General features: G+C 71.8%; 20 protein-coding genes and 3 tRNA genes. 15 read left to right on the top strand and 8 right to left on the bottom strand.

Annotated elements, in window-relative coordinates:
* Positions 1–54 precede the first annotated feature (54 nt).
* From ACLQ29_RS07675 to ACLQ29_RS07640, 8 genes are all read left to right on the top strand, one after another.
* A complete protein-coding gene (locus ACLQ29_RS07675) occupies positions 55–1,197 on the top strand; it encodes a polyprenyl synthetase family protein (protein WP_425770939.1) in 1,143 nt (380 codons plus the stop codon).
* 28 nt (positions 1,198–1,225) lie between these two features.
* Entirely contained in the window at positions 1,226–2,707 is a 1,482-nt protein-coding gene (crtI, locus tag ACLQ29_RS07670) for a phytoene desaturase family protein (RefSeq protein WP_425770938.1), read from the top strand.
* Complete coding sequence (gene idi / locus ACLQ29_RS07665; RefSeq protein WP_425770937.1) at positions 2,704–3,324, top strand: isopentenyl-diphosphate Delta-isomerase; 621 nt, start codon at positions 2,704–2,706, stop codon at positions 3,322–3,324. The genes crtI and idi overlap by 4 nt, the downstream gene beginning before the upstream one ends.
* Positions 3,314–4,258 (top strand): MerR family transcriptional regulator, encoded by a 945-nt coding sequence (locus tag ACLQ29_RS07660; RefSeq protein ID WP_425771241.1) that lies wholly within the window; start codon positions 3,314–3,316, stop codon positions 4,256–4,258. The genes idi and ACLQ29_RS07660 overlap by 11 nt, the downstream gene beginning before the upstream one ends.
* 77 nt (positions 4,259–4,335) lie before the next feature.
* Entirely contained in the window at positions 4,336–5,115 is a 780-nt protein-coding gene (locus tag ACLQ29_RS07655) for a polysaccharide deacetylase family protein (protein ID WP_425770936.1), read from the top strand.
* 154 nt (positions 5,116–5,269) lie between these two features.
* A tRNA-Glu gene (locus ACLQ29_RS07650) sits at positions 5,270–5,342 on the top strand.
* A gap of 31 nt (positions 5,343–5,373) precedes the next feature.
* A tRNA-Asp gene (locus ACLQ29_RS07645) sits at positions 5,374–5,447 on the top strand.
* Positions 5,448–5,547: 100 nt separating this feature from the next.
* A tRNA-Phe gene (locus ACLQ29_RS07640) sits at positions 5,548–5,621 on the top strand.
* Between the two features lie 224 nt (positions 5,622–5,845).
* Here ACLQ29_RS07640 and ACLQ29_RS07635 read toward each other — a convergent pair.
* On the bottom strand, positions 5,846–7,105 hold the full coding sequence (locus tag ACLQ29_RS07635; protein ID WP_425770935.1) for a hypothetical protein: 1,260 nt from the start codon (positions 7,103–7,105) through the stop codon (positions 5,846–5,848).
* 166 nt (positions 7,106–7,271) lie between these two features.
* On the opposite strand from ACLQ29_RS07635, the gene ACLQ29_RS07630 reads away from it, so the two are divergent.
* Positions 7,272–7,799 carry an SRPBCC family protein gene (locus tag ACLQ29_RS07630; RefSeq protein WP_425770934.1) on the top strand — a complete coding sequence of 176 codons (528 nt, stop codon included), beginning with the start codon at positions 7,272–7,274 and terminating at the stop codon, positions 7,797–7,799.
* A 95-nt stretch (positions 7,800–7,894) separates the two neighbouring features.
* Here the strand turns inward: ACLQ29_RS07630 and ACLQ29_RS07625 are convergent, their stop codons facing one another.
* Positions 7,895–8,602: a DUF2786 domain-containing protein gene (locus tag ACLQ29_RS07625; RefSeq protein ID WP_425770933.1), complete on the bottom strand. Its 708-nt coding sequence runs from the start codon at positions 8,600–8,602 to the stop codon at positions 7,895–7,897.
* 126 nt (positions 8,603–8,728) lie between these two features.
* Between ACLQ29_RS07625 and ACLQ29_RS07620 the strand changes: the two genes are divergently transcribed.
* Positions 8,729–9,169, top strand: coding sequence for a hypothetical protein (locus ACLQ29_RS07620; protein WP_425770932.1), 441 nt, complete (start codon positions 8,729–8,731; stop codon positions 9,167–9,169).
* 55 nt (positions 9,170–9,224) lie between these two features.
* On the opposite strand, the gene ACLQ29_RS07615 is transcribed toward ACLQ29_RS07620, so the two are convergent.
* A complete protein-coding gene (locus ACLQ29_RS07615; RefSeq protein WP_387189626.1) occupies positions 9,225–9,614 on the bottom strand; it encodes a hypothetical protein in 390 nt (129 codons plus the stop codon).
* A 155-nt stretch (positions 9,615–9,769) separates the two neighbouring features.
* Between ACLQ29_RS07615 and ACLQ29_RS07610 the strand changes: the two genes are divergently transcribed.
* Positions 9,770–11,113: an ABC transporter substrate-binding protein gene (locus ACLQ29_RS07610; RefSeq protein ID WP_425770931.1), complete on the top strand. Its 1,344-nt coding sequence runs from the start codon at positions 9,770–9,772 to the stop codon at positions 11,111–11,113.
* A 63-nt stretch (positions 11,114–11,176) separates the two neighbouring features.
* Here ACLQ29_RS07610 and ACLQ29_RS07605 read toward each other — a convergent pair whose 3' ends face one another.
* On the bottom strand, positions 11,177–11,920 hold the full coding sequence (locus ACLQ29_RS07605) for an enoyl-CoA hydratase/isomerase family protein (protein ID WP_425770930.1): 744 nt from the start codon (positions 11,918–11,920) through the stop codon (positions 11,177–11,179).
* Entirely contained in the window at positions 11,917–12,774 is an 858-nt protein-coding gene (locus ACLQ29_RS07600) for a 3-hydroxyacyl-CoA dehydrogenase family protein (protein ID WP_425770929.1), read from the bottom strand. Before ACLQ29_RS07600 ends, ACLQ29_RS07605 begins: the two co-directional genes overlap by 4 nt.
* A gap of 176 nt (positions 12,775–12,950) precedes the next feature.
* On the opposite strand from ACLQ29_RS07600, the gene ACLQ29_RS07595 reads away from it, so the two are divergent.
* Positions 12,951–13,238 carry a hypothetical protein gene (locus ACLQ29_RS07595; RefSeq protein WP_357243566.1) on the top strand — a complete coding sequence of 96 codons (288 nt, stop codon included), beginning with the start codon at positions 12,951–12,953 and terminating at the stop codon, positions 13,236–13,238.
* A 43-nt stretch (positions 13,239–13,281) separates the two neighbouring features.
* Here the strand turns inward: ACLQ29_RS07595 and ACLQ29_RS07590 are convergent, their stop codons facing one another.
* Positions 13,282–14,061 (bottom strand): class I SAM-dependent methyltransferase, encoded by a 780-nt coding sequence (locus ACLQ29_RS07590; protein WP_425770928.1) that lies wholly within the window; start codon positions 14,059–14,061, stop codon positions 13,282–13,284.
* Between the two features lie 55 nt (positions 14,062–14,116).
* Between ACLQ29_RS07590 and ACLQ29_RS07585 the strand changes: the two genes are divergently transcribed.
* Entirely contained in the window at positions 14,117–14,506 is a 390-nt protein-coding gene (locus ACLQ29_RS07585; RefSeq protein ID WP_425770927.1) for a PPOX class F420-dependent oxidoreductase, read from the top strand.
* Between the two features lie 82 nt (positions 14,507–14,588).
* Here ACLQ29_RS07585 and ACLQ29_RS07580 read toward each other — a convergent pair whose 3' ends face one another.
* Entirely contained in the window at positions 14,589–14,798 is a 210-nt protein-coding gene (locus ACLQ29_RS07580; protein ID WP_007073996.1) for a BldC family transcriptional regulator, read from the bottom strand.
* A 250-nt stretch (positions 14,799–15,048) separates the two neighbouring features.
* Complete coding sequence (locus tag ACLQ29_RS07575) at positions 15,049–15,888, bottom strand: hypothetical protein (protein WP_393365386.1); 840 nt, start codon at positions 15,886–15,888, stop codon at positions 15,049–15,051.
* Positions 15,889–16,080: 192 nt separating this feature from the next.
* On the opposite strand from ACLQ29_RS07575, the gene ACLQ29_RS07570 reads away from it, so the two are divergent.
* Both ACLQ29_RS07570 and ACLQ29_RS07565 read left to right on the top strand, forming a co-directional pair.
* On the top strand, positions 16,081–17,163 hold the full coding sequence (locus tag ACLQ29_RS07570; protein ID WP_425770926.1) for a Glu/Leu/Phe/Val family dehydrogenase: 1,083 nt from the start codon (positions 16,081–16,083) through the stop codon (positions 17,161–17,163).
* Between the two features lie 301 nt (positions 17,164–17,464).
* Complete coding sequence (locus ACLQ29_RS07565) at positions 17,465–17,680, top strand: DUF3073 domain-containing protein (RefSeq protein ID WP_425770925.1); 216 nt, start codon at positions 17,465–17,467, stop codon at positions 17,678–17,680.
* Positions 17,681–17,700: the final 20 nt, after the last annotated feature.

Raw genomic sequence — 17,700 nt, 5'->3', positions numbered from 1 at the left:
CATTTATCGACGCACCAATCGACGCAACTCGTAGCCTAGGGTACGCTCAGCCGCATGGCCAACGACGCAGTTGCGGGCAATGCGACTCGTATGGCGGCGGCAGCGCAGGCCGACCGGGACGACCCGGTCCGGGCCGTGCTGGCCGCGTACACCCATGAGCTGGTCACGGCGGTCGACGAGACCCTGACGGCCTTCCTCGACGCCGAGGTCGACTCCCTCACCGAGATCGACACCTCGATGGGCGCCTTCGCCGCCTCCGCGCGAGAGGCAGTCCTCCTCGGCGGCAAGCGGATCCGGCCCACGTTCGCCTACTGGGGTTGGCGCGGGGCGGTCGGCGGCGCCGAGGCCCTGTCGCCCGTGCTGCCCGCGCTTGCCGCGCTGGAGTTGCTGCACACCTTCGCCCTGGTGCACGACGACGTGATGGACGCCTCCACCACCCGTCGCGGCCGGCCCACCGCACACGTCGCGCTCGCCGACCAGCACGTCCAGGCCGGCCACCGCGGTGATCCCGGGCGGTTCGGCGAGGCCGTGGCTGTGCTCATCGGCGACCTCTGCATGGTCTGGGCCGACCAGTTGCTGGCCCACGCCACGGTGCCGTCGGCCCGACTGTTCGAGGTGCGGCGCTGCTACGACCAGATGCGGGTGGAGACGGTGGCCGGGCAATATCTCGACGTGCTCGGCGAGAACGACCCGGCGAGTTGGTCGGTCGACCGGGCGCTGCGGGTGGCCCGCTACAAGACCGCCAGCTACACGGTCCAGCGCCCACTGCTCTTCGGCGCCTGCCTGGCCGGGGTGCCCGCCGACGACCCGCTGGTCTCCGCGTACACCCGCTACGGCCTGGCCGTCGGCGAGGCGTTCCAGCTCCGCGACGACCTGCTCGGCGTCTACGGCGACCCGGCGGCCACCGGCAAGCCGGCCGGTGACGACCTGCGCACCGGCAAGCCGACCGCGCTGCTCATGCTGGCCCGGGAGCTGGCCACACCGGCCCAGCTCACGGCGTTGGAGCGGGCCGCCGACGGGCCGGTCGACACCCTCGCCGAGCTGGTCGCCGAGACCGGCGCGGTGACCCGGGTGGAGCAGATGATCGCCGAGCGGGTCGGCGACGCGCTGGCCGCGCTCGACGCCGCACCCGTGGACCAGACGGCGCGGACCGCGCTGACCGGGCTGGCCACCGCCGCTGCCAACCGGCGGGCCTGATGAGCGACTTGAACGAGGAGGTGGTCACGTGCGGACGGTGACAGGACGGACGGACCGGGTGGTGGTCGTCGGGGCCGGCCTGGGCGGGCTCGCCTGCGCGCTGCACCTGGCCGGCAGCGGGCGACAGGTCACTGTGCTGGAGCGTGAGCCGGTGCCCGGCGGGCGGGCCGGCCGGCTCGCCGTGGACGGCTACGAGTTCGACACCGGCCCGACCGTGCTCACCATGCCCGACCTGATCGCCGAGGCGCTCGGCGCGGTCGGTGAGGAGCTGCGCGACTGGCTCGACCTGACCCCGCTCGATCCGGCCTACCGGGCCTACTACCCCGACGGCTCGACCCTGGACGTGCTCACCGACACCGCGCGGATGGCCGCCGAGATCTCCCGGGTCTGCGGGCCGCGCGAGGCCGACGGCTACCTGCGGTTCGTCGAGTACGCGCGGGAGTTGTGGCGGCTGGAGCGCACCGACTTCATCGAGCGCAACCTGGACGCGCCCACCGACCTGATCACCGGCAACCTCCTCAAGCTGCTCGGCGGCGGGGCCTTCCGACGCCTCCAGACGAAGATCAACCAGTTCTTCCGGGACCCGCGTACCCAGCGGATCTTCTCCTTCCAGGCCATGTACGCAGGCCTCGCGCCGCACGACGCGCTCGCCATCTACGCGGTCATCGCGTACCTCGACTCGGTGGCCGGGGTCTACTTCCCGCGCGGCGGCATCCACGCCGTCTCCAAGGCCATGGCGGGCGCCGCCGAGAAGCACGGTGTGCAGATCCGGTACGACACGACGGTGACCCGGGTGGAGACGGTGAACGGCCGTGCCACAGGTGTGCTCACCGCCGACGGCGAGTTGGTGCGGGCGGACGTCGTGGTGCTCAACCCCGACCTGCCGATCGCCTACCGGGACCTGCTCCCCGCCGCTCCGCAGCGCCGGCTCACCTACTCACCGTCCTGCGTCGTTCTGCATGTCGGCTCCCGGCAGGGATATGACAAGATCGCCCATCACAACATCCATTTCGGACGCGCGTGGAAGGGCACCTTCGATGAGGTCATCCGGCGGGGCGAGCTGATGACCGACCCGTCGCTGTTGGTGACCAACCCGAGCCGGACCGACCCGTCGGTGGCCCCACCCGACCGGCACACCTATTACGTGCTGGCCCCCGTGCCCAACCTGCACCGGGCCCCGTTCGAGTGGCGCGGCGACCTGACCCAGCGCTACGGCGACCAGCTGATCGGCACCCTGGAGGAGCGCGGTTACGTCGGTTTCGGCGCCGGGGTCGAGGTGCTGCGGGCGATCACCCCCGCCGAGTGGGAGGAGCAGGGGATGGCCGCGGGCACCCCGTTCGCCGCCGCGCACACACTCTTCCAGACCGGCCCGTTCCGCCCGTCGAACCTGCACCGCGACCTGCCGAACGTGGTCTTCGTCGGCTCCGGCACCCAGCCCGGGGTGGGCGTGCCGATGGTGCTCATCTCCGGCAAGCTCGCCGCTGGCCGGATCACTGGGGAAGGCCGATGACAAGCCGCGAGGAGCACCTGGTCGAGCTGGTCGACGAGACCGGCAAGGCCCACGGCGAGTTGACGGTCGCGGCCGCACACCAGCCCCCGGGGCAACTGCACCGGGCCTTCTCGGTGCTGCTGGTGGACCCGGACGGTCAGGTGCTGCTCCAACGCCGGGCCGCCGTCAAGACCCGGTTCCCGTTGCGGTGGGCCAACTCCTGCTGCGGCCACCCCCGGCCGGGCGAGTCGCTCGCCGAGGCGGCCAACCGGCGGCTGCGTGAGGAGTTGGGCGCGGGCCCGGTCGAGTTGACCGAGGTCGGCGTCTACGTCTACTACGCCGAGGACCCGGCCACCGGTCGGGTCGAATTCGAGTACGACCACGTGCTGCGGGGCGATTTCCTGCCGGCGGCCCCACTGCTGCCGGACCCGGACGAGGTCGCCGAGTTGCGGTGGGCCGACCCCGCCGCACTCGAAGCCGAGCTGGACCTCGACCCGCGGTCGTACGCGCCCTGGCTGGGCGGGGTGGTGAACCGGCTACTGCACCCCTCGGGCGCCGCGTCGGGCGCACCCGCTCCGGCCGTGACCCCGCCCGGATCGTCGGCGGATGACACGGCGGAGCGGTCGGGTGGTCGATGAGGCGCTGAGCGCGGGCGCGGTCGCACGCCGGCTGGGGGTCGCGGTGACGACCCTGCGCACCTGGCATCAGCGCTACGGGCTCGGGCCCAGCGAGCACATCCCCGGTCACCACCGCCGGTACACGCCCAGCGACCTGGCCCGCCTTGAGATCATGCGACGGCTCACCGCCGAGGGGGTGAGCCCCGCCGAGGCGGCCCGCTGGGCCCGCCAGGCACCCGATCCGATGCCCACCGACACCGTCGCCCCCAGCCGGATCCAGCGACCGGGCCGGGACGGCGGCGGCACCATCCCGGTGGGCCGCGCCGGACCGGCAGCCCGCGGGTTGGCCCGCGCCGCCATGCGGTTGGACGCGGCGGCGATCAGCGAGACGATCGCGCACGCCCTGGCGGCTGGCGGGGTCATCACTACCTGGGAGGGCCTGCTGCGCCCGGTCCTCGCCGGCATCGGCGAACGCCACGCCGCCACCGCAGGTCTCATCGAGGTGGAACACCTGGTGTCCCGCTGCATCTCGGAGGCGCTCGCGGCGGCCAGTCGGGCCACGGTTCCCACCGGGCCGGCCCGCATCCTGCTCTCCTGCGCGGACGAGGAGCAGCACACCCTGCCGCTGGAGGCGCTGGCCGCCGCTCTCGCGGAGGCCGGGGTCAGCTACCGGACGCTCGGCGCCCGGGTGCCGGTCGCCGCCCTCCTGGAGGCGGTCAACCGGACCGGACCGGCCGCCGTGGTGCTCTGGTCGCACACCAGGGCCACCGCCGACCCGGGTCAGCTCAGCGCGCTGCTGGCGGCACCCCGCCGCCCGTTGCTGGTGCTCGCCGCCGGCCCCGGTTGGCGCGCCGACACGCTGCCGGCGGGTGTGGTGCGGCCAATCGACCTGGCCGAGGCCGTCTCGCTCGCCGTCGCGGTCCGTGACTCGCTGGACCAGTCGAGGCGTGACTGACCGCACTGTCGCCCGGGCGACGGCGTGAACTACCGTCGGGGTTTCCGCCTACCCCCGACCCCTCCGGGAGCGAGCAGATGCAAGCCCGCGCCGTTCTGGCGTCCGTTCTCGCCATGGCGCTGGTCTTGTCCGGTTGTGCCCAACCGGACCGCACCATCGCAGCCGCCGGCGCACCGCAGCCGGTGGAATCGACGACGCCCAAACCGTCGCCGCACCCCACCATCGCCAAGCCGCCCAAGCCTCCGCTGCGGCCACTGCCGGCCAAGCTCCCCGCCGGCCTGCGACGCACCACCGGCGCGCGCCCGGTGGTCCTGACCTTCGACGACGGGCCCAACCCGGCCTGGACGCCAAAGGTGCTCGACCAACTGCGAGCCGCAAAGGTGACGGCCACCTTCTGCGTCGTCGGTCGCGAGGTGCAGCGTCACCCCGAGCTGGTCCGCCGGATCATCCGCGAGGGACACCAGCTCTGCAATCACAGTTGGCGGCACGACCTCGACCTGGCCCGGCGACCGGTCGCCGAGATCAGGGCCGACCTGGACCGCACCAACAGGGCCATCCAGGCGGCGGCACCCGGGGCGAAGGTGTCCTTCTACCGGCAGCCGGGCGGCCGGTGGACATCGGAGGTGCTCGGGGTGGCGAAGGATCTCGGCATGCTCCCCCTGCACTGGTCGGTCGACCCACAGGACTGGGACAAGCCGAACGCGGCCACGATCGGCAAGCGGGTCCACGCCGCCGCGCGCCCCGGAGCCATCGTGCTGCTGCACGACGGGGGCGGCAATCGGGCTGCGACGCTCGCCGCCTGCCCCGGTCTGATCGCGGACCTGAAGCAGCGCTTCGGCGTCGCCCAGCTCCGCTAGACCATCGTTGACCTGCGGTTATGACCCGATCCAAGCCCCTGCCGATACCGATTTTGTTGACCGACCCGGCATCACGTATGCTTTCCAAGCCTCCGGCGGGGCCGGATGGGAGCAAGTCCGCTTGAAGTTGCAAATGTGCAATGATGGCGGGGCCGCCCTCATCGTCTAGCGGCCCAGGACGCCGCCCTTTCAAGGCGGTAGCACGGGTTCGAATCCCGTTGGGGGCACGACCGGCGCAAGCCGGAGCAACACAAGCTAGGTCCTGTGGAGCAGTTGGAGTGCTCGCCGCCCTGTCAAGGCGGAGGTCGCGGGTTCAAGTCCCGTCAGGACCGCAGCGCTAGACGCCGCGCCTCGCGCGGCGTTCTGCGTATCGGAGCATGTCTCCCTGCCGCCGGTTCGTCCGGTTGTTGGGTAACATGGGCCGAGCGACACGGCCAGGTAGCTCAGTTGGTACGAGCGTCCGACTGAAAATCGGAAGGTCGGCGGTTCGACCCCGCCCCTGGCCACATAGCCTTTCGCCGGGCTACAGAGGTCCCCACCAGCGGAAACGCAGGTGGGGATCTTGCTGTTCGGGCACCTCTTCCCGGCGGCCGCCGAATAGTGATCCACCCGGCTTCCCGGATATCGCGGCATCCGAGTGCGCGGGATGCCGCGAGATTGCCAAACCCGAGTCGATCACGAGTTGGTGGCGGGTCCGACTGCCTTGGTGGCGGGTCCGGCTGCCCGGCCGTCAGTCGCCGCGCCCCTGCTGGCGGTGCTGCGCCATGCCGCTCTGGATCGCCTCCCACACGCTGCGCCCGGCCTGTCGCAGCGTCTCCCCCGCCTGCTCGGCGAGCTGAGCAGCGCTCTGCGCCGCGGCCTGTGCCCCACCCCGGGGACCACTACCGTCGTCACCAGCTCCGGACGGGCTCGGCCCGGTGGCGGACGGCCGACCGGGTCGGTTGCGGGCTTGCCCGGTCGACGACTCCGTCGGGCCCCCGGCACCCCGACCCGACCCCGACGACGACTCCGCCGGACCCTCGGCACCCCGACCCGACCCCGACGACGACTCCGCCGGGCCCCCGGTGCCCCGCCCCGCCCCGGACGGCCGCTGCCCATCGCCCGGACCTGCCGGTCGCTGCCCATCCGGGTGGTGCCGCTCCCCGTGTCGCCGGCCCGTCGGGTGGTGGCCCTGCGTTCCGTCGGACTCCGGCCGTAGCTGGTCGCCTGGCCCACGGCCACCGGCTCGGAACCCAGGTCCCCCGGCGCTGGGTCCCGGGCCACCAGCGTGCGGCTCAGGGCCTCCCGCAGGTGGCCCCGAACCCGGCCGACCAATACCCGGCCGACCCGCTCCTGGCCGACCCATCCCCGGTCGATCGGCACCCCCTCGGTCGCCACCCGACCGATCGCCGCCCGACCAATCGCCACCCGACCGATCGCCGCCCGACCAATCGCCACCCGACCGATCGCCACCCGACCAATCGCCACCCGACCGATCGCCACCCGACCGATCGCCACCCGACCGGTTGGCTTCCGCGCGGACCGGGCCGACGACGGTGCCGGCGGAGCCCACCTGCTGGCCCGGCCCGCCGGGTACGCCGCCGGAGCGGCGCGCCGACGCCTCGACCGAACCGGCCGCCTGGGCTGACTGCTCTGCGCCGCGGTTCACGTCGTCGAGGGTGGTGACAGCCGTCCGAGCGAGCGCCTCGATGATCTGCGGGTTGTGGTCGAGGGTGTCGAGCGCTCGCCCGAGGATCCTGGTCAACTGCTCCAACCGCACGCGTAGTTGCGCCTCGGCGTGCACCCCGTTGATGTCCAGCTCACCACCGCTCAGGTGCACCCGTACGCCGGCGTCGACCTGGATCAGGTTGGCTACCCGGGCCCGCAGCGACAGGTCGGCGTCCAGGCCGTCGACCGCCAGCCGGATCGAGTCGACGGAGACCTTCGGAATGTCGAGCAGGACGTCCGGGTCCACCCGGTCCGGCTCCCGCTGCTGCGCGCTCTCGCTCATGCTCTCCCGCCCGCCTGCACACCGGCCCGGTCGTCCGGGCCGTTCGGCGCGGTTACCCGCTTTCCGGCCGGGCATCCCGTCCGTGGCGAATCGACAACGGCCTGTCCGGAAAGCGGGCATCGCACGAAGCTGCACACGCGGGCATCAGACGGTATGGTCCGGTCCTATGGGACAGGAAGAGACTGATCCGGCCGACATCCGGCAGGACGGCGACCGGTTCTCCTTACGGTGCAGCCTCCACGTCCCGGTCTCCGCCGAGCGCGCGTTCGCGGTCTTCACCGACGAGCTGACCGACTGGTGGGTCACCGAATACACCTGGTCCGGCCCGGATGCCCTCGCCGAGCTGGGCATGGAACCGCGGGCTGGCGGGATGCTCTACGAGATCGGCCCGTACGGCTTCCGCGCCGACTGGGGTCGGGTGCTCACCTGGGACCCGCCTCGCCGGTTGGTCTTCGTCTGGCAGATCGGCCCCGACCGGGCGCCGGTGCCGGATCCGGCCCGCGCGAGCGAGGTCGAGGTGCTGTTCCAGGCCGAGGGGCCGGAGCGCACCCGGGTCGAGCTGGAGCATCGACACTTCGACAGGCACGGCGAGGCAGCCGAGGGATATCGCGAGGCCCTCACCGCCGGCTGGCACGAGTTGCTCACCCGCTACGTCGCGACGGTGTCACGCCACCAGCCCACCACCCCCGCCTGACCGTCGCCCCAGGATCGTCGGAGCCCGAGCCACGACCACCGAGCCACCGGCGGTCAGCAGCGGCCTGGGCACCGGCCCTGAGCGTCACGCGGCCGTCAGTGGCCGAGTTGCCGTGCCGGTGTGGTGGTGCCGCCGAGGTCCCGACCACCCAGGTCCGCGTGGCGGCCGGCCTCCGCACCCGACCCGAAGCCGGTGCCGCCCAACCTGCGTGGCGGCGCGGTGCGCAGCCGTGGGTACTGCTCGGCGAGCCGCCGCTGCACCCGGTCGGACCGGTCGGCCAGCACCAGCGCCACCGATGGGGCCCCCGACTCGCTGGCCGCCGCCGTCTCCGCCGCCCAGAGCCGGCCTCCGATCACCTCCGCGAAACCGGCCAGCCACGACCGGCGGAAGGCGGCGGGATGGTCGTCGGCCGGCACCGCGGTGGCGGCCAGGCCGTGCGCCGCCTGCACAAGCAGTGAGGTGAAGAGCAGGTCCACCCGTTCCAGATCGCTGGCGAAGCCGAACAGGTGCAGCGCGAAGCCGTTGCCCTGCCGGCGGCGGACGCAGCGGCAGCGCAGTGGTTCGGCGACCGCGGCGAGCAGGCCGACCTTGTCGCGGGCGTACGGGGCGACGACGTCCAGGACCCGGTCGCCGACCGGGTCGGTGGTCGGATCACGGGCGGCGAGCAGCGCCCGGTCCACGCCGTAGCGGGCGATCAACTCGGTCGCCTTGGCGGTGAACGCCTCCGCCTCGGCAGGCGTGCAGGCCGGGTCCTCGGCCTGGGCGAGCAGCTTACGCACCTTGCTCAGCATGGCCTCGGACATGACTACAGAGCTATCACACGGGTCGGACACCACCGGGGCCGCGCCGCAATCAATCGATCGCTATCATCGTCACGATTGATGATCAGTCCTACACGGACGGTCAACCCACCGCTTCCGGAGGAACGCATGGCATCCCCCACCGCTCGGCTGTTCGCCGTCGCCACGGCCACCGCACTGCTCTTCGCCGGCGCACCCGCGCAGGCCGAACCGACCGGATCGGTAGCACCTGTCACCGCCGGGCCGAACGTCTTCGCCCCGCTCGCCACCTGTTACGGCGGGGCGGTCCGGTCCTTCTTCCAGACCGGCCGCTACGGCGGCCAGGCCGGCCAGTTCCGCACCACGACCCGCTGTCGCGACATCAACGTCCGCAACGCGAGCGTGTACGCCACCGAGGCGTGCGTGATCTTCGTCGACAAGACGAGCGCCTGCAACTACTGGACCTACCTCCCGCCCAACTCGGGCTGGACCACGGTGGCGACAAACGTCCGGGACGGCGTGAACTTCCAGGTCCGCTTCGAGAACCTCCGGTACGAGTACGAGCCGCTGATCGCGTACCACGCGTTCTGAGTCACGCCGCGCGGGCGCGGCGTCCGCCCCGCCGGACGTCGCGACCCGACGGGTGTCACTCGGCGCGGCTGCGCAGGGTGGCGATCGTCGAGCCGGCGAGGGTGAGCAGGCAGTCCGGGAGCAGCCCGTCGGCCGCCGCGGCGCCGAACAGCGCCTCTCCGGTCGGTTCGTCCCGATTGGCGTACGCGCTGACGAAGCGGGCCACCCAGCGGGTGTCGTAGTCGGCCTGGTCGATGCCCGGGAAGTCGAGCGCTGCCCCGCTGGCGGCTGGCGCGTCGCCGACCATCGTCGCGGCCAGGCACCAGGCCACCCCGTACGCGCCGCTGAGGCCAGCTCGGTCGACGACCGCGTCGAATGCTCCCACCACCGCGTCCCCATCTCCGGTCAGCGCCGAGCGGAGCACGGCGGTCGCGTCGTCGAACGTCTGCTGTGGTAGGTCCGTCACGCAGCGCACAGTAGGACGGGCGGTCAAGCGACCCGACGCTCGTCACTGTCCGTGTTCAACGCGAGCTACCTGCGCTTTACGCCACCTCCACGGTCCCGCCGATGGCCTCGGCACGCTAATGTGCGCAGCGGACCTTCGCCGGAGGAAGGACGACCATGTTCGTATCACGCCGCTCGCGGGTAGCCTCACTGGCTGCCTGCGCGACGATCCTGCTCGCCACAAGCGCCTGCGGGGATGACAAGGCCAAGGAGACAAGCGCCCAACAGGTGCGCCTCTATGGCACGGACGGCAACATGCTCAACTCCTACCCCGCGGAGTTGAAGGATCGCGCAAGTCTCGTCGACGGGATGAAGGGCACCACGCCACTCGTACCGCTGCCCGACGATTTCAAGAGCCGACTGAAGGCCGTCAATCCGGCGCTGACGGACTACGTGTACTCCGCCGAGACGTACGACGCGGTGGTTGTCGCCGTGCTCGCCGCCCAGCTGGCCGGCAGCACCGACCCGGCTGCCATCGCGAAGCAGATCGTCGCCGTGACCAACGACGGTCAGCGCTGCGAGGACCCGGCCAGTTGCCTGGTGCTGGCCCGAAACGGGCAGGACGTCGAGTACCGCGGCGTCTCGCTGACCCGAGCGGGCTTCACCGACAAGGGTGAGCCGGCCACCGCGAGCTACGCCACGCTGACCTTCGACGGGCAGCAGATCAATGACGGCAAGACCGAGTTCGTCGGCGCGGGCATCGAGTCGGCCGCGAGCACCAAGACGCCGCCGAAGCCGAAGAAGCAGCGGCCGACCGTGGACCCGGACCAACCGCCGCTGATCCTGGGCGGCCTGTTGCCGAAGACCGGTGACCTGTCGATCGCCTACCCGCCGATGGCGGCCGGGGCCGCGCTGGCGATCCGTGAGATCAACGCCGCCGGTGGCGCACTGGGCAAGCCGGTGACGTGGGTGGAGGGCGACGACGGCACCAACCCGGCGGTGGCCAAGGCGACGGTGGCCAGGCACGTGGCCGGGGGCGTCAGCGTGATCATCGGCGCGGGCGGTTCGGGCATCTCCCGGGCGGTGCTGCCGGACGTGGTGCAGGCCGGGAAGATCCTCTTCTCCCCGTCCAACACCGACAGCAGCCTGACCGACGTCGACGACGGGGGCCTCTACTTCCGCACCGCGCCGCCGGACAGCCTCCAGGGCCGCGCGCTGGCCGACGTCATCCTCCGCGACGGATCGCAGAAGATAGTCATCGTCGCCCGCAAGGACTCCTACGGTGAGGGACTGCAGGGCACCGTCCGTGACGAGTTGGAGAAGGCCGGCATCACGAGCGACCGCCTCAAGCTGCTCAACTACGAGCCGCCCGCCGACGCCAAAGCTCCCCCGGTGGACTTCACCGGTGGCGCCAAGGAGATCAAGGACTTCGGCGCGGACGCCGTACTGATCATCGGCTTCGTCGAGTCGGCCTCGGTGATCCGTTCGCTGGCCGACACCGGAGTGCAGATCCAGCAGTAACACCACAGGCGAGAAACGGCCGCACCGGCGCGAGCGTCGGTGCGGCCGTTTCGTTTCCGGGAGTCACCGCGGCCGGCGGCGCTCCAGGAACTCGGTCATCCGCCGGTGCTTCTCCTCGTCCTCGAAGAGCACCGCCTGGCTGACCAGGTCGACCTGTGGGTGCGCGGCGGCCGGCGCGTCCACGGCCAGCTTGGTCAGCCGCAGCGCCAGCGGGGAGCCCAGGGCGATCTCGTCGAGCACCGCGTGCGCCACCGTGAGCAGCTCGTCGGGCTCGTCCACCACCCGGTTCACCAGACCGATGCGCAGCGCCTCCACGGCGTCCACGCGGCGGCCGGTGAAGAGCAGTTCCTTGGCCCGGCCCTCACCGATCAACGCGGGTAGCCGGTGCGTCGCGCCCGCGCCGGCCAGGATCCCCAACCGCACCTCCGGCTGACCGAAGACCGCCCGCGCCGTGCACACCCGCAGATCGCAGGAGTACGCCAGTTCCGCGCCACCGCCCAGCGCCGGGCCGTCGACGGCGGCCACCGTGGGCATCGGCAACGCCCGGATTCGCGCGAAGGCGGCGGAATTGATCGCGGCCAAGGCGTCCGTGCGGCCCCGTTCCCGGAGCTGGGCGATGTCGGCGCCACCGGCGAAGATGCCGGCGGTGCCACCGGTGAGCAGCAGCAGCCGGGGGCGCGCCTCCAACTCGGCGCAGACCTGGTGCAGCTCGGCGATCAGGTCGGCGTCGATGGCGTTGCGCTTCTCCGGTCGGTCCAGGGTCACCACCAGCCGGTCCGGCCGCTCCTCGATCCGCAGCCCGCTCACTGTTTGACCCCGTCGTTCCACACGTAGAAGCCGTGCCCCGACTTCTTACCCAGCCGCCCTTCGTCCACCATCCGTACGAGCAGCGGCGGCGGCGCGAAGCGGTCCCCGTACGCGGCCTGGAGGGTACGGGCGATGTCCAGCCGCACGTCGAGGCCAACCAGGTCGGTGAGCTCCAACGGACCGACCGGGTGCCGGTAGCCGAGCACCATCGCCTTGTCGATGTCGGCGGGGCTGGCCACCCCGTCGGCGACCATCCGGATCGCCTCCAGCCCGAGGGTGACCCCGAGTCGGGAGGTGGCGAAGCCGGGCAGGTCGCGTACGACGACGGGGTCCTTGCCCAGCCGGCCGGCGAGCGCGACGGCCGCGGCGGTGGTCTCCTCGGCGGTGGCCGGGCCGACCACGATCTCCAGGAGGGCCATCGCCCAGACCGGGTTGAAGAAGTGCAGGCCGAGGAAACGCTCGGGCGCGTCCAGCCCGGCCGCCAGCTCGCCGATGGCGATGCTCGAGGTGTTGCTGGCCAGTAGCGCCGGGCGCAGCGCCGCGGCGTCGCGCAGCACCGCCCGCTTCAGGTCGAGCCGCTCCGGCACCGCCTCCACGATCACCTCGGGGGCCGGGGCGACCTCGGCGAGCGTCGGGCGCAACGTGACCCGCTGCCGGTGCGTGGTGGCCTCGTCGGCACCGAGCTTTCCGCGTTGCACGGCCCGTTCCCACAGCTCGGCGAGCCGGTTCAGCGCGGCCCTGCCCCGCTCCGGGTCCACCTCGACGAGTTCGACCGCGTGCCCGGCCCCGGCCGCCACGTACGCGATGCCGAGCCCCATGGTGCCGGCGCCGACGACCACGAAACGTTCGCTCATCACGCCTCCCTGTCCCGCCTGCCGGCGCGCGGGGTCCCCGCCACACCGAGCCGGCTGTTTCGCCCGCTCCGCTCGCTCATGCTGCGACCCTAGACAGCCGGAAGATCCGGCCCATGCTTGGGGGAGCGCGGGATCGGGTAATGACGGCCCGACAATCGAGGGAAGGACCAGTCGACATGAGCCAGGCACCGGAGAGCGTCACCGACTCCGCGATCGTGGAGACCCGGGGCGACGAGCGGGTCGAGCTGCTGCGCGCGGACACCAACAACGACGGCAAGACGGATGTGTGGGTGGTGGACACCGACGGCGACGGCAAGGCCGACCTGTTCCAGTTCGACACCGACGGTGACGGCAAGGTGGACATCACCATGGTCGACATCGACGAGGACGGCCAGCCGGACGAGGTGGTCGACGGTGACGGCGGCCTCCCGCCCGAGCAGCTCCCCCCGACCGTCCAGGTCTGAGCGGTACGACGGCCCCTGCGCTCGCTGGCGCAGGGGCCGTCGCTCACCCGGCGAGGCGCAGGGTGGCCAGGTAGTAGGGGGCGTCCCGGTCGTCCACATCGGTGAGCTGCCAGCCGGTGCCGTGCACAAGCGCGGCGAACTCGTCTGCCGAGCACACCAGGTAGTCGAACCATTCGGTGCTCAGCTCGCGGTAGCGCAGCCGGAGCCGGAGCTGACCCCCGAGCCGGCCCTGACGGCGGTTGCGCTCGTGGTAGCTGGTGTGCAGCGGGTCGCGGGTGCCGTACGGGTCGGTGCCGTGCGCGATGATCTGCGCTCCCGGTCGGGCCAGCGCGGCGAGCGCGGCCAGGAACCCGGGGGCGCGTTGCGGGCCCTCGAACAGCCCGAGGTTGTTGCCGAGCAGCAGAAACGTGTCGTACCGCCGACCGTCGGCGACGTGCGTGTCGACGGTGCCGTGCACCAGCCGCCGGACGCCACGACGCCGGCTGACCGCGAGCGCGCCCGCGGAGGTGTCCAGCCCGGTGACCGGTACGCCGCGCTCCTGCAGCAGCAGCGCGATCCGGCCGGCGCCGGTGCCGATGTCGAGCGTCTCGCCGCGCGCCCGGTCCACCGCCCGGTGGTCGTACGGCTGCCACTCCTGCGGCCCGTCCAGGTAGTGCGCGGCCGGAGCGCCATTGATCAGACCGTCGTCCCGCTCGATGATCTCGATGACCGGCCGGGGTAGTCGGCCGCCGACGAGCGGTCGAGGGCCCACCCCGGTGGCCACGGCAAGCGTGTCCCGCAGCAGTTCGCCGATCACGTCACCGATTTGAGGCTCGCCCGTCACGACGTTCACGCTATCCGGCCACTGGGTGGCCCGCAGCGGTCGTATCCTGGCGGGCGTGACCGTGTTGGACCGGCTGTCCGCCGAGAAGTATCTGCTGCTCACGACCTTCCGCAAGGACGGTCGAGCGGTGCCGACCCCGGTCTGGGCGGTCCGTGACGGTGAGGCGCTGGCGGTCTGGACCCGAGCCGACTCGGGCAAGGTCAAACGGATCCGCAACAACGGCGAGGTGACCCTGGCGCCGTGCGACGTGCGGGGCCGGCCGCATGGCGCGGAGGTGCCGGCGCACGCGACGATCTGCGGCAGCGGGGACACCGGTCGCATTCGCGACCTGCTCAAGCACAAATACCGGGTGATCGGCCGGTTGAGCCTGCTCGGCAGCCGGCTGCGCCGCGGCGAGGGCGGCACTGTCGGCATCCGGGTGACGCTGGCCGAGGTCCGGCGCTGACGGCGGTCTGACCTCGCCCCCGGTCATGGAAAGGGGCGGCGGATCGAGATCCACCGCCCCTGACCGGAAAAACTGGTGCCGCTCAGTCGCCCTGCCGCTGCTGCGGGATCTGACCCTGCAACAGCGCCCTGACCTCCGACTCGCGGTATCGACGGTGACCACCCAGGGTGCGGATGGCGCTGAGCTTGCCCGCCTTGGCCCACCGGGTCACCGTCTTCGGGTCGACACGGAACATCGACGCCACCTCGGCCGGCGTGAGTAGCGGCTCTGGTTCGTGCGTTCGCGATGCCATCGGTCACTCCTCCACATGTATAGACATCGGCCGGGGTCCCGCCGGCCGACGCGTCTCCCATGGTCCGGCTAGTCCCCGATGTCCGACATGGGCCGAACGGATGAAGGTCCCTAGACGGACGGATGAACCATGCCCGATTTTTACGACTTTTACACGGCAGAATCTACCTTATTCGGACTCATGATCACGGTTCGTGATGCGTCAACTACGAGCGTCCCTCACCTTGGGAGCGCTCCTACGACGATTTGTCCTAGTTGCACCGCTCCAGCAGCTGCACCGCGCGCCACCGGGCCACCAACGTGTCGTACGCGGCGGACGCCTCCTCCGCCTCACCCCGCGAGAGCCCCGCCAGGCCGGCGGCGACCAGTTCGGGCGAGTCGTCCGCCGCCAGGGTCTCGTCGGAGAGCAGGTCGACAAGGCCGCCGTAGTCCAGTTCGACAACCGACCGGGGATGGAACTCCTCCAGCCAGCGAGCCGCCTCCTCCACCGCCTCGGTGATCGGCGCCTCGCCCACCGACTTGCGCAGCACGGACAGCGCCCGGGACGAGCGACGGCGGGCCTTGGAGATCTCCGTGCGGTAGCGCAACCACCGCCGGCCCGGCTGGGTCACCAGGTCCCGCTCGGCCGGCTCGAAGAGCACGAACCAGCGCAGCGGCACACCCCACGTGGCGATCTGCTCGTGCACCCGGGGCACCCCGTGCTCCAGCACCCGGGCCCCGCTGCGCCAGTCGTCGATCACCGCCCTCGCCTGCCCGGCGAGCACCGGCGGCACGAACGCGTCGGCCAGCACCGAGGGCACCCCGTCCCGGGCGCTGAGCGCCGCCTCAGCGACCCGGATCCGCAGGTTCCAGGGGCAGACCAGCAGGCTGTCGTCCGTCTCCAGGACGTACGCCTCCTCCGGCAGGTCCGGCAGCCGGGTCCAGCCAGCACCCAGCGCCTCGATCACCGCCGTCCGCTGCCGGCCGGGACCCTCGACCGGGGCCACCGCCCGCCCCTCCGAGACGTAACGGCGCCAGTAGCTCTGCCGGTCTCGGTCGAAGGCGGTCAACGGTTCGTACACGCGCAGGTAAGAAGCGAAGAGCGACGGCACGGCGCGATCCTCCCACGAACCGCACCCGTACGCGGTCAGCGGCCGGACCACGCGCGCCGCAACGTGGGACGGCGGCGGCGCGTCGAGCGCTCGTACGGCGGCCGATACTAGGCTCGATCACACCGGCAGCATCCCGCCGGCGTCCAGCAGGTCCGCGTCCCACAAGGGCGCACACCACTCCAGGAGCCAACAATGGGTGTATTCGCGAGCACCGACGACCCGGTATCGACAGGTCACGAGCAGGTCGTGTTCTGCCAGGACAAGCAGAGCGGCCTGAAGGCGATCATCGGGATCTACTCCACCGCGCTGGGGCCGGCGCTCGGCGGCACCCGCTTCTACCCGTACGTCAGCGAAGAGGACGCCCTCTCCGACGTGCTCGACCTGTCGCGCGGGATGGCGTACAAGAACGCGCTCGCCGGGCTGGACCTGGGCGGCGGCAAGGCCGTCATCTGGGGCGACCCGGAGCAGATCAAGAGCGAGGCGCTGCTGCGCGCGTACGGTCGCTTCGTGGAGTCGCTCGGCGGTCGCTACTACACCGCCTGCGACGTCGGCACGTACGTGGCGGACATGGACGTCGTGGCCCGGGAGACCCGCTACGTGACCGGGCGCAGCGTGGAGCACGGCGGAGCCGGCGACTCGTCGATCCTCACCGCCTGGGGCGTCTTCCAGGGCATGCGGGCGGCAGCCGAGCACGTCTGGGGCACGCCGAGCCTGCGGGGCCGACGGGTCGGGGTGGCCGGGTTGGGCAAGGTCGGCAAGTACCTCACCGGGCACCTGCTCGACGACGGCGCCGAGGTGGTCGCCACCGACGTCAACCCGAAGGCGCTGGCGTGGGTGCGTACCAACCACCCGCAGGTCACCCTCCTGGACGACGCCAGCGCGCTGGCCGCCGCGGACATCGACGTGTACGCCCCCTGCGCGCTGGGTGGCGCCCTGAACGACGAGACCGTGCCGGCGCTGCGCGCCAAGGTGGTGGCCGGTGCGGCGAACAACCAGCTCGCCCACCCGGGCATCGAGAAGCTGCTCGCCGACCGGGGCATCCTCTACACGCCCGACTACGTCGTCAACGCGGGCGGCGTCATCCAGGTGGCCGACGAGATCGAGGGCTTCAACTTCGATCGGGCCAAGCTGCGGGCGACCCGGATCTACGACACCACCCGGGAGATCCTGCGCCTGGCTGACGCCGAGGGCGTGCCGCCGGCGGTGGCCGCCGACCGGCTGGCGGAGCGGCGGATGGCGGACATCGGCCGGCTGCGCGGGATCCACCTGCGCTGAGCGTTCCCGGAGGCGGGTCGACGGGATCCGCCTCCGGGCCTCCGTGGCCGGCTCGGGCTGGGTAAGCTGAAGTCGGGTCAACTTTGATGCGGTTTGTCCGGTGTCACGGGTGCTAACCGTTCCACTCCTTACCCGGTACACTGGGTGACGGCCGGATCGACGCGACGCGCAGAGCCGGCTGACGGTAACCCGAGGTGCCGAACGACGGCATCCCCATGTACCGTAAGAGCCACGAGAGATGCCTGACGTCATCGGGGCCCGCCTTCGGGCTGCCCCGCATTCTGTGCGAGGGGGTCGAGCCATGGGGCGCGGCCGTGCTAAGGCCAAGCAGACGAAGGTGGCGCGGGAGTTGAAGTACCACTCCCCGAACACCGACCTCACCGCCTTGCAGCGCGAACTGGCGGGTGCTGGTAAGTCTGAGCACCACTTCGACGACAACTCGAAAGAGTCCGTCGACGACGATGATGAGGATCACGCGGAGGACGACCCGGATCCCTGGGTCCGTCCGACCCGCTGACCTCTCGACGCAACTGAGCA

The sequence above is a fragment of the Micromonospora sp. DT228 genome, from assembly GCF_049841595.1.
Classification (GTDB): domain Bacteria; phylum Actinomycetota; class Actinomycetes; order Mycobacteriales; family Micromonosporaceae; genus Micromonospora.
This window is presented reverse-complemented; position numbering and strand designations above follow the sequence as displayed.